Genomic DNA, 10,596 nt, shown 5'->3' with positions numbered 1-10,596 from the left:
CGGGCTTGCCCGTGGGAGTAGTCAGCCTCTCTTTAATGCACCTGATAGTGTGGCAGATGATTTAGAAAAGGTAGGATTTAATATAGTGAATGGTGCTACAAATCATGCATATGATCAAGGGGCATCTGGCATACTACATTCTATCCAGGTATTTAATAAACATCCTCATATAACTTATTTAGGACTCTATGAGAATGAAGAAGAGAAACAGAATATTAATATAGTAGAAAAGAATGGCATTAAGATTGCATTTCTATCTTTTAATCAATATGTGAATGGTGTGACTTATCAGAAACAGTTACCTTATATGATTAATTTTCATGAATCCACTATGATGGAGAATATGAAAAAAGCAAGAGAGAATGCGGATATTGTGATAGTATCCTGTCATTGGGGTATTGAGTATGATTATCATCCTAATACATTCCAGAAGAATATGGCTAAGCAGCTTGCAGATGCAGGTGCAGATGTGATTATTGGAACACATACACATACTTTACAGGATGTAGAATATATTCAAAGAGCGGATGGTAAGCGTACATTAGTTGCTTATAGTTTAGGTAATTTTGTAAGTGGCATGTTGGAAGAATCATGTCAATTAGAAGGTATGCTTTCTTTTGATATAGAAAAAAAGAAAATTAAGAACGTGGTCTTTACACCACTTGTGAATTACTATACTTTAACGGGCAAAAAAGAAAGACATGATTTTTCTGTTTATCGTTTAAAGGATTATACAAATAAGTTAGTAGAGAAGCATGGTTTTCCTAATCTGACTATTCCTCATATGAAAGAAGAAGCGAAACAGAAAGTAAAGAATATCAAAATTGATATGTAAGGCATTCTTTGGAGGTTTATGATGAAGGATTATAGACGTTATCACTGTGATGAGAATAAACTTATTGATTATGGATTTAAGAAACAGGGGCATAATTATATATATAAGAAAGATATACTAGATGGTGATTTCAGGATTGAAGTAATAATAAATGATATATTAGAGGCTAAGGTTTATGATTCTGATACAGATGAAGAATATACAAATATTCATTTAGTAGGTAAGCAGGGAAAGTTTGTACAAAAAGTAAGAACTGCATATGAAGGCTGTATTGAGGATATATTGAATCATTGTTTTGTATATGATTATTTCATTTTTCCTCAATCTAAACGTTTGATGCATCTTATTGAAGAAAAGTATCATGTTCTTCCAGATTGTCCTTTTACTAATGGTGATTCATTTGTATTTAGAAATAATGATAAGTGGTTTGGACTTATTATGCATACAGACTATTCTAAGTTTTGTGATAAACAAGGAGAAATAGAATGTTTGAATATTAAGATTTCTATGGATACAGTGAATCATCCTTCTATCTATCCAGCTTTTCATATGAATAAGAAACATTGGATCAGTATACTATTAGATGAAACATTGAGTGATGAAGATATCATGTCTCTTGTTGATCAAAGCTATCAGACTACTGTGATATGTGAAGATTGGGTTATTCCTGCTTCTCCTAAACGTTTTGATTTAATAAAGGCATTTCATCAAAGCGATTATATACAATGGCATCAAAAAGGGAGTATTCATCAAGGAGCGAATGTATATATCTATTATGGTACTCCTTATTCTGCAATTATGTATAAGTGTCAGGTAGTAGAAAGTAATGAAACAAGTATGCTTCTTAAACGTCTAAAAACATATGATCCTACTCTTTATCCATTGAAAATACTTAAGACATATCAATTAAGAGCTATAAGAGGCGCTAGGCATATTCCTAAAGAATTAAAGGAGTATATAGGAAATATCGATAAATAAGTGAATTATCTATTAAATGTGATATAATGGGCAAAGGCAAAGGAGGCTTTGGGAATGAAGGTAGAATATTATAAAGAGTACAGTCCATGTCTTGAAAGAGAGATGGAATATAAGGTGTATGGACATGCAGGAACACCTATACTTGTATTTCCATCACAGAATGGTAGATTTTTTGATTTTGAAAACAATGGTATGATCGCTACAGTAGAAGACCTCATTGATAATGGGAATATACAATTATTCTGCTGTGATAGCATTGATTTAGAAACATGGAGTGAAGAAGGCGGTCATGATGTTGGATCTCGTTCACATATGTTGGAACAATATTATCATTATATTGTAGATGAATTAGTACCTAGAATTATTGATATTAATGCGATGTGTGGTACACATGCAAAGGGTATTTATACTACAGGATGTTCATTAGGTGCATCACATGCAGCTAATTTCTTATTTAGAAGACCGGATATCTTTAGTGGATGTATTGCATTAAGTGGATATTATGATAGTGATTTATTCTTCCATGATTATGTGGATGATAATGTTTATCGTAATAGTCCTATTAAATATATTGAAGGTATGAGTTATGATCACCCATATGTAGAAATGTATAGAAAACGTCGTATCGTATTATGTTGTGGCCAGGGTGCTTGGGAAGACGAAATGGTTCGTTCAACTAGTAGAATGAAAGAACTATTGGAATATAAGAATATTCCAGCATGGATTGATTTCTGGGGATATGATGTAAACCATGATTGGGATTGGTGGAGAGTACAGTTCCCATATTTTGTAAAGAGAGTAATCTAGGAGGAGAAGAATAGATGAACGTCGTATTTATATCACCACATTTTCCAGAATATTATCATAATTTCTGCTCACGTTTAAAAGATCGTGGTGTGAATGTATTAGGTGTTGGGGATTGCCCATATGATATGATCAGTGATGAAACAAAGAATTCATTGACTGAGTATTACTATGTAGGTTCATTAGAAAACTATGATGAAGTATATCGTGCGTGTGCTTATTTCTCTAGTCAATATGGTAAGATAGACTGGATTGAGTCTGAAAATGAATACTGGCTAGAATTAGAAGCTACTTTAAGAAGAGACTTCAATGTGACTACTGGTCCACAGATTCAGGATATGCGCTGGATGAAGTTTAAATCAGCTATGAAGGAAGTATATAAGAGTGCTGGTTTAAAGGTGGCTGACTATATTAAGTTAGATACACTTGATGAAGCTTTAGAGTTTACTAAAAAGAATGGTTATCCAGTGATTGTAAAGCCCGATAATGGTGTAGGAGCAACTCATACTTATAAATTAAAAGATGATGAAGAATTAAAAGACTTCTATAATCATAAACAGGATTATATTGATTATATTCTAGAAGATTTTGTGCCTGGTGATGTTGTAACATTCGAAGGTGTGACTGATAAGGATAAGAATATTTTATTCTCTACAAGTCATTATATGGATACTTCTATTATGGATACAGTCAATGATGCATCTGATATCTATTTCCATTCTGAACCTGTAGAAGGTAAACCTATTTATGAAATTGGTGAAAAGGTTGTTAAAGCATTTGATACAAGAAGCCGTTTCTTCCATTTTGAATTCATTAAGTTATCTGAAGATAAACCAGGATTAGGTAGAAAAGGTGATTTAGTTCCTCTAGAAGTGAATATGAGAGCACCCGGTGCTTTTATTCCTGATATGATGAATTATGCTTATGATGTAGATACATATACTATTTGGGCAGATATGATGATCTATAATACTTGTTTTTATGAAATTGAAAGAAAGTATTATGTAGGTTATGTAGGAAGACGTCTTGGTATTGATTATGAATTATCTGACGCAGAAGTTGCTGATAAGTATAGAGAATATATCAAGATTGAAGCAGATATTCCTCAGGTTCTTGCACAGGCTGAAGGTAACCATATATTTGTTTTCCGTGCTAAGACTAAAGCAAAGTTAAATGAAATTACTAAGGCTATTATTGCACATAAGAAGAAAAAGGCTGCACCTAAGAAAGCAGTCAAGAAGACAGTAAAGGCTGTTGTAGAAGAAACAGTGAAGACTGTAGAAAAGAAAAAAGAACCAGTTAAGAAGACAGTAAAGGCTGTAGCTAAGAAGGTAGAAGAAGTAAAAGAACCTGTAAAAACAGTTGTAGAAGAAGCCGTTAAGACTGTAGAAAAGAAAAAAGAACCGGTTAAAAAGACCGTAAAAGCTGTGACTAAGAAGGCTGAAGAAACTAAAGAACCTGTCAAAGCAGTTGTGGAAACAAAGAAAGAAGAAGTAAAAGCAGCTGTAGAAGATACAGTAAAGGTAGTAGAAGAGAAGAAAGAAGAACTAAAAGAAGTAGTTAAGAAATCTCCTCGTGCTAGAAAAGCTGTTAAGAAACCTAGACATAAATCTAAAAAGCGTTAATTAAGAAACTGTGATGAAATGATTTCATTTCTGATCAGTTTTTTTCTTTATCAATTTTCTGTATATACAATGTGTTGACTGTTAATTGAGTGATGTTTATAATGGTTGAGAAGGAGTTTATAACTATGAAAAAAACAACACTAACAGTGGCGACAGCACCCAAAACAAGCACTTTTCAGATGCGTATTAATCCAGAAATCAAAGCACAGGTAGAAGGAATCTATGCACAGTGTGGTATGACACTTACTGATGCCATTAATGCATTTATTCAGCAATCTATTAATGTAGAAGGAATGCCTTTCTTAGTAACCGCAAATAGTAAACAGGCATTAAGAGAACAGGCCATCTCTCAGTTAATGATTGAATTAGATAAAGGTGAAAAAGCACCTGCAGATGATAGTATTTCTGAAGAAGATATCTTAAAAGAATTTGGAATTGAACTATGAATCTAAGATATACAAGACAAGCACGTGCTGATTTAAGAAACCCTATGCGTTTGAATCCAAAGATAGTGAAACTATGTGCTGTATTAAAAACACACCCTGAAATAGGTGGGCAACTATCTAATAGAACTGGATGGACAACAGATCTTTATTATGTCATTGCAGGAAAATATAGTATTTTCTACAAATATGATCATGATACAGTAACAATCATCCGTATTCTAACAAATGAAGAAAAATATATGAATGTCATCTTTGGTGATAAGTAAAAAGGATTGAATAAACTCAAATGGTATTAAGTTAAAGAAAACTAATATCATCGGGTAATTAAGTTAAGGTGTCAGCTACAAATAAAATGGTACCCATAAGGAGGACAACAACCTGACAGTTGTGATACCCCTCCTGTGGGTATCATTTTTTGTTTTGTTGCTTAAATTTTACTATGTCAAAATCAAAGAAATTTACTGATGAAGAAATCAAGTTATTATCCAAATCATCATATGTCAAAAATGTAAGAAAAAACAGACTGGCATTAACTTATGAATTCAGATGCATACTATATAATGAATGGATCAAGCAACCATCTGGCTTTCGGATAAGATAGAGGAGGTTCTTTGACATTTAGTCGCTTAACTTAATACCAATGGTTTGCTAAGGAGGTTTTTCTTTTGGAAAGAAAAAGCAAGTTTTCTAAAGAACACAAAGTTGAAATATATAAAAGATATTTATACATCAATTGTAAAGTCATACGAGCACATGCCCCTTTTATTTCATTATTATATTGGCTTTTATAATTACTTTACCCTTATCATCTATAAAATTGATTTTCTCCATTTGATGTTCTGCTTATCAAAAAATGCATGTAATTTCTCAATATCTTCATTGCTGGCATTTTTCTTTTCAAAATAGATTTTAAAGCCTGCATTACTTGTAAAAAATACAATATCATTTGTTTCGTTAATTTTCTTTAAATCTTTGTATTTTATAGGATCTTCATTCGGTGATGAGTCTACTTTCGCGTAAAGTTTATCTTCATCAAAGTATAAATCAAAATATATTACATCTTTGTTGTATCGTTCTATTTGCTGGTTCATTAATTGTTTTAATCCAGTTCTTGATACAGTAAGATGAATTTTAACTTCCAATAATAAAATAACGCTAACTATTACAAAAAAAAGAAAAGTCTCTTATAAATAGGCCTAACAATAAACCTATAAAATCAAGACTGAATACGGTTATAAATGTAATTTTATATTTAGTAGGAAAGAATAGAATGATGATTTTTTTGAAAGTTGAATAATCCATTTTATTGTTTTTAACGGTTAATATTTCCATTTTTAGATACCTCGCTATTCATAATATATTAATTTTAACATAGATAAGTTTCAACTACACCAAATATTGATGATATATATTACAAATTATGATTTTCTATTTCGATTGATTATTCATTCTGACTAAGGATGGTCATTTCATGATCCTAGCTGTGCTTGTATTCAGAATAGTTATTTAAGACTTCCATTGGTATATCAACTTGAACTCATATTTTACGGAAGTATCAAATTGACTCATCTAGTGAAATGTTTTTTTGATTAACTATCAGAATGATATGTTTAAATATAATGAACTTAGAGCTGTAATAAACTGAAATAATTAATTTGATAAATCACAATAATCACAAAAGCACAATTGTGTCGATTAGATATAATATAATACATACGTAAAACGTTTTACAATTTATAAGAAGAGGAGTAAGTAGGCAATGATTTATTCTAACGAAGAAATTGAACTTACTCTAAACTTCTACTCTATTGCTAAATTACATATAGATAACTTAAATCAAGCACTACAGTTTAAAGAATTAAATGATCACGAAAAGAATGAATATATGTTCTACTCACATATTGTCTCTAAAGTTAATTATTGGTTAAAAGAATTATTACCAGATGAACTTGAAATTATTGCTTTGCGTAATTTTGAGAATAAAACATTTGATCTTATTTCTATTCATGTGGGTTATGCCAATCATAGTTCTATTGTAAGAAAATATAATAGTATTATTAACAAAGTGAGAAAACTGAATAATGAACAAGTTTATTAGAAATATAGATAAAGTGTATTCGATTATATTATCTATTCTTACAATTGCTATGGATAAACATTGGATTTTATTTATGGTGCTATTACTATTAAATGTTCTTGATACACTAACAGGATGGATAAAATCAAGAATAAATAATAAAGAAAATTCAATGGCAGGATTGAAAGGAATTGCAAAGAAAGTAGCTCAATGGATATTAGTTTTATTGTCTTTTATAATTCCAGTATGTTTTGAAAAATTAGGAAAGATAATTCACATTGATTTGGCGATATTAACGTTTTTAGGCTGGTATGTTTTAATTTCGTTAATTATTAATGAGTATCGTAGTATTCTGGAAAATCTTGTAGAAGCTGGATTTGATGTGCCACAGATTCTTGTTAAAGGCCTGGAAGTAGCCTCACAAAACATAGAAAGCATAGTAGAAAACAATGAGTAATTATATTATAGATATTTCATATCATAACGGGAAAGTAGATTTAAGCAAGGCAAAGGAGTCTATTTCTGGTGTTGTAGCTAGATGTTCTTATGGATGGAGTTCTGGAAATATAGACAAGCAGTGGAACAATAATGCGAGACAAGCAAATGAGTTAGGCATTCCATTATTTGCTTATCATTTTTGTTATGCTAGAAACGAATATGAAGCTAAAAGAGAAGCATATTTAGCTTTGCAGGCATGCAGGAATTATCAGGTATGTATTATTTATTATGATATTGAATATTCTGATTATCAGGGCAGTTTGAGTAATGAAATGTATTATAAGATTGCTAAATCATTTTGTGATGTTATTGAAGGAGCAGGTTATTCTGCTGGAATATATGCGAATCAGGATTGGTTTAAAAATAAGCTTACAAATAGTGGTTTTTCCGCATGGACATTATGGATTGCTAATTATGGGCTAAACAATGGGTACAATAATTGGAACAATAAGATTCAATACAATCCTTTTGGAAATGTATTATTGCATCAGTTTACTTCTAATGCCAAAAAGGGAGCTTTAAAAGATATAAAAGGAATAGATTCAAAGTTTTTGGACTGTAGTTATGATCATGGTGTGATTAATACTTTTTATAAGGTAAAAAACAAAACTAGTAGTTTAAACGTTGGAGATAGTGTGCGTGTCAAGACTGGTTCAAAGTGGTATGATGGTCAGTCAATAGCAAATTTTGTATTTAAAAATCAATATGAAGTGATTCAAGTCAAAGGAGATAGAGTAGTAATTGGAGTAAACGGTAAAGTAACAGGAGCAATTTCATTAAATAGTTTATATTAATGAAATGCGAAAGGCACAATGGTGCTTTTGAATGAATGTATGATAAAAATGTAGAAAGAATACCGGTATAAATTCTACAGAAAGTAGTAACAACATAGGAGGATAGTAATAATGGCAGATGAAAGAGTTTTACAAGTTCAACAATGGTTGAACAAAACATATGGAAATGATAGTAGATATAACAAAATTACAGAAGATGGAAAAACAGGATGGAGTACAATTTATGCATTAAGACGAGCGTTACAAATTGAATTAGGGATTCAAGAAACAAGTAATAGTTTTGGACCTACAACTTATTCTTTGTGTCCGACAATTGCTCAAGGGTCAGAAGGGAATCTAGTTTATATTGTGCAAGGCGGTTTATGGTGTAAAGGATACAATCCAGGAGGATTTACAGGATATTATGGAAATGGAACATATAATGCAGTCAAACAATTAAAAACTGATGCAGGATTTCCATCAGCTTCAGGAAATATGCAAAGAGATTTTATGAAAGCATTATTAGATATGAGCGCCTTCACCTGCTTGGCAGGAGGTACTGAGGAAATCAGAACAATTCAACAGCGATTGAATTATGATTATTATAATTATTATCAAATTTGTCCTTGTGATGGATTATATAATCGTGATATGAATAAAATGTTGATTTATGCTTTACAAAAAGAATTAGGAATTTCTAAAAGTAGTGCTACAGGAACATGGGGGACTAAAACAACTTCATTATGTAAAGCACAAAGCTTTGGTATTGGAGATACAGATAATATTATAAAACTTATTAGATATGCAACAGTATGTAATGGTTATTACATAAATGTATTATCTTCAACATATGATTCTTCTTTAGATTATGTTCTTGAAGCATTCTGTGATCATTTGAAATTAATAAAACCTAATAATAGAGTTAATTACACAGTTATTAAGTCTTTATTAAGCAGTAATGGCGATACTGATAGATCAGCGTTAGGATGCGATACAGCAACTAAATTAACAACTGCGCAAATACATACCATTAAAAATGCTGGTTATCAATATGTAGGAAGATATTTAACAAATACACCTGGAGGAACATTGGATAAATGCTTAACTGTAAGTGAAATTGATAATATCCTAAACGCAGGATTAAAGTTATTTGCAATTTTCCAAGAATCTGGTGATGCTGCAGGTAAATTTACAAGAACATCAGGTAAAAATGACGGGGAAAAAGCATATGTAGCAGCTAGGGAATATGGTTTTTCAACATCGTCAACTATTTATTTTGCAGTTGATTTTGATCCTACTGATGATATTATTCAATCAAATATTATACCTTATTTTAAAGGAATATTAGCATCAAATGCCAGAAAATATAGAATAGGCGTATATGGAACAAGAAATGTATGTAATAAATTGCATGATAATTCTGATTTAAAAATTAATAAATTTTTTGTTTCAGATGCTTCATATGGATTTAGTGGCAATTTAGGATTTAATATTCCAGGTGATTGGTGTTTTGATCAATTTTGTACAGATATTACTATTGGTTCTGGAAATGGAACTGTAAGAATTGATAAAGTAGGAGTCTCAGGAAAAGATATAGGAATTAGTAAAGTTGTCTTACCAGGAATTAATAAATTTTATAATTATTTAACTTCTATTTATGATTTGGCTTACAATTATTGTCATAATATTTCAGAAAGTAATTCTTTAGTTTTACAGTATTTTAGAAAACTTGGAAATTATGGAGGAAATTGGTTTGGAACAAGTAATAGTGTTGCTGGAGAAGCAAGTAATATTCAATGGAATTTAGTGGCAGGAGAAATTGATAATGATTTTTGTGATTTAGTAGAGTCTACATTGGGAAGTGATATTCCTAAATTTAAAGATCCATCAACACAATGCTATTATGATTTTAATCACTTAACAGCAACACTACAATCAAATATACATGTTTTTATTGATACCGAAAATGAAGGATTGGATACTTTTATTGACTTATTTAGTGGTTGGATGGGAGATCTTACAACTTTTGCAAAGGATATAGAAACATATGTGGAAAAGAATAAAAATATAATGTATCAAGAGTATGCAAATAACAATTTATTTGCTCCAGACACATCATTTAGTATGGAAGACTATATTGCTGATATTGATGGTATCAATTTAGCAAGAAGTTTATTATCTAATAGTTCTATGAAAATTACAGATTTATTCTATAATTATTTTATGAATACAGAATATGGAGGAACCTATTCATCTGAAAGAACGCAATTATGGATAACAAGGGTATATGGTAATTATTCGAGTTTTAAAAATCAATCTGATTATTTAAATCAAAATGTTGAGCCAGTAAGTACATTTAGACTATTACTTAATAAGACTACTGTAAGTGACGAAGCATTTACTGCTGCTCATACAGCGTTCAATAATTACGTATATTCATGTTTAGATTAAGTGAAAAATCAGGAAAAAGTCAGGCAATGTAAACCTAAAGTGAAAAGTTAAATTCCACTTTAAAAAGAAACAAAAGACGGGACTTTAGACAGGCAATGTAAAATATATA

Annotated in this window: 11 protein-coding genes; 10 read left to right on the top strand and 1 reads right to left on the bottom strand. The window is 30.7% G+C overall.

Annotated features, from left to right (window positions below; translation table 11 throughout):
* From QVO42_RS05710 to QVO42_RS05685, 6 genes are all read left to right on the top strand, one after another.
* Window positions 1-835, top strand: an 835-nt coding sequence (locus QVO42_RS05710) for a CapA family protein (RefSeq protein ID WP_288163914.1), incomplete at its 5' end; no start/stop codon positions are given.
* A gap of 21 nt (window positions 836-856) precedes the next feature.
* Window positions 857-1,813 carry an MmcQ/YjbR family DNA-binding protein gene (locus QVO42_RS05705; RefSeq protein ID WP_022425192.1) on the top strand — a complete coding sequence of 319 codons (957 nt, stop codon included), beginning with the start codon at window positions 857-859 and terminating at the stop codon, window positions 1,811-1,813.
* Window positions 1,814-1,867: 54 nt separating this feature from the next.
* Window positions 1,868-2,620: an esterase family protein gene (locus QVO42_RS05700; protein WP_022425191.1), complete on the top strand. Its 753-nt coding sequence runs from the start codon at window positions 1,868-1,870 to the stop codon at window positions 2,618-2,620.
* A 14-nt stretch (window positions 2,621-2,634) separates the two neighbouring features.
* Entirely contained in the window at window positions 2,635-4,242 is a 1,608-nt protein-coding gene (locus QVO42_RS05695; RefSeq protein WP_022425190.1) for an ATP-grasp domain-containing protein, read from the top strand.
* A gap of 125 nt (window positions 4,243-4,367) precedes the next feature.
* On the top strand, window positions 4,368-4,688 hold the full coding sequence (locus QVO42_RS05690; protein WP_022425189.1) for a type II toxin-antitoxin system RelB/DinJ family antitoxin: 321 nt from the start codon (window positions 4,368-4,370) through the stop codon (window positions 4,686-4,688).
* Complete coding sequence (locus QVO42_RS05685; protein ID WP_006505231.1) at window positions 4,685-4,954, top strand: type II toxin-antitoxin system RelE/ParE family toxin; 270 nt, start codon at window positions 4,685-4,687, stop codon at window positions 4,952-4,954. The genes QVO42_RS05690 and QVO42_RS05685 overlap by 4 nt, the downstream gene beginning before the upstream one ends.
* Window positions 4,955-5,497: 543 nt before the next feature.
* Here the strand turns inward: QVO42_RS05685 and QVO42_RS05680 are convergent.
* The gene (locus QVO42_RS05680; RefSeq protein WP_288163912.1) at window positions 5,498-5,830 is read right to left on the bottom strand and encodes a hypothetical protein; all 333 of its coding nucleotides are present in this window, start codon (window positions 5,828-5,830) and stop codon (window positions 5,498-5,500) included.
* 617 nt (window positions 5,831-6,447) lie between these two features.
* On the opposite strand from QVO42_RS05680, the gene QVO42_RS05675 reads away from it, so the two are divergent.
* From QVO42_RS05675 to QVO42_RS05660, 4 genes are all read left to right on the top strand, one after another.
* Complete coding sequence (locus tag QVO42_RS05675; RefSeq protein ID WP_022425186.1) at window positions 6,448-6,786, top strand: hypothetical protein; 339 nt, start codon at window positions 6,448-6,450, stop codon at window positions 6,784-6,786.
* On the top strand, window positions 6,770-7,222 hold the full coding sequence (locus QVO42_RS05670) for a phage holin family protein (RefSeq protein ID WP_022425185.1): 453 nt from the start codon (window positions 6,770-6,772) through the stop codon (window positions 7,220-7,222). Before QVO42_RS05675 ends, QVO42_RS05670 begins: the two co-directional genes overlap by 17 nt.
* Window positions 7,215-8,057, top strand: coding sequence for a GH25 family lysozyme (locus QVO42_RS05665; RefSeq protein WP_022425184.1), 843 nt, complete (start codon window positions 7,215-7,217; stop codon window positions 8,055-8,057). Before QVO42_RS05670 ends, QVO42_RS05665 begins: the two co-directional genes overlap by 8 nt.
* 111 nt (window positions 8,058-8,168) lie before the next feature.
* Window positions 8,169-10,487 (top strand): glycoside hydrolase domain-containing protein, encoded by a 2,319-nt coding sequence (locus QVO42_RS05660; RefSeq protein ID WP_022425183.1) that lies wholly within the window; start codon window positions 8,169-8,171, stop codon window positions 10,485-10,487.
* Window positions 10,488-10,596 lie beyond the last annotated feature (109 nt).

The organism is Catenibacterium sp. CAG:290, assembly GCF_000437715.1.
Taxonomy (GTDB): domain Bacteria; phylum Bacillota_I; class Bacilli_A; order Erysipelotrichales; family Coprobacillaceae; genus Catenibacterium; species Catenibacterium mitsuoka_A.
This window is presented reverse-complemented; position numbering and strand designations above follow the sequence as displayed.

What these genes read in the sequence shown, in the direction of transcription:
- QVO42_RS05660 (WP_022425183.1), top strand. Translation starts at nt 8,169, where the DNA reads ATGGCAGATGAAAGAGTTTTACAAGTTCAACAATGGTTGAACAAAACA.
- QVO42_RS05695 (WP_022425190.1), top strand. Translation starts at nt 2,635, where the DNA reads ATGAACGTCGTATTTATATCACCACATTTTCCAGAATATTATCATAAT.
- QVO42_RS05690 (WP_022425189.1), top strand. Translation starts at nt 4,368, where the DNA reads ATGAAAAAAACAACACTAACAGTGGCGACAGCACCCAAAACAAGCACT.
- QVO42_RS05700 (WP_022425191.1), top strand. Translation starts at nt 1,868, where the DNA reads ATGAAGGTAGAATATTATAAAGAGTACAGTCCATGTCTTGAAAGAGAG.
- QVO42_RS05685 (WP_006505231.1), top strand. Translation starts at nt 4,685, where the DNA reads ATGAATCTAAGATATACAAGACAAGCACGTGCTGATTTAAGAAACCCT.
- QVO42_RS05675 (WP_022425186.1), top strand. Translation starts at nt 6,448, where the DNA reads ATGATTTATTCTAACGAAGAAATTGAACTTACTCTAAACTTCTACTCT.
- QVO42_RS05705 (WP_022425192.1), top strand. Translation starts at nt 857, where the DNA reads ATGAAGGATTATAGACGTTATCACTGTGATGAGAATAAACTTATTGAT.
- QVO42_RS05670 (WP_022425185.1), top strand. Translation starts at nt 6,770, where the DNA reads ATGAACAAGTTTATTAGAAATATAGATAAAGTGTATTCGATTATATTA.
- QVO42_RS05665 (WP_022425184.1), top strand. Translation starts at nt 7,215, where the DNA reads ATGAGTAATTATATTATAGATATTTCATATCATAACGGGAAAGTAGAT.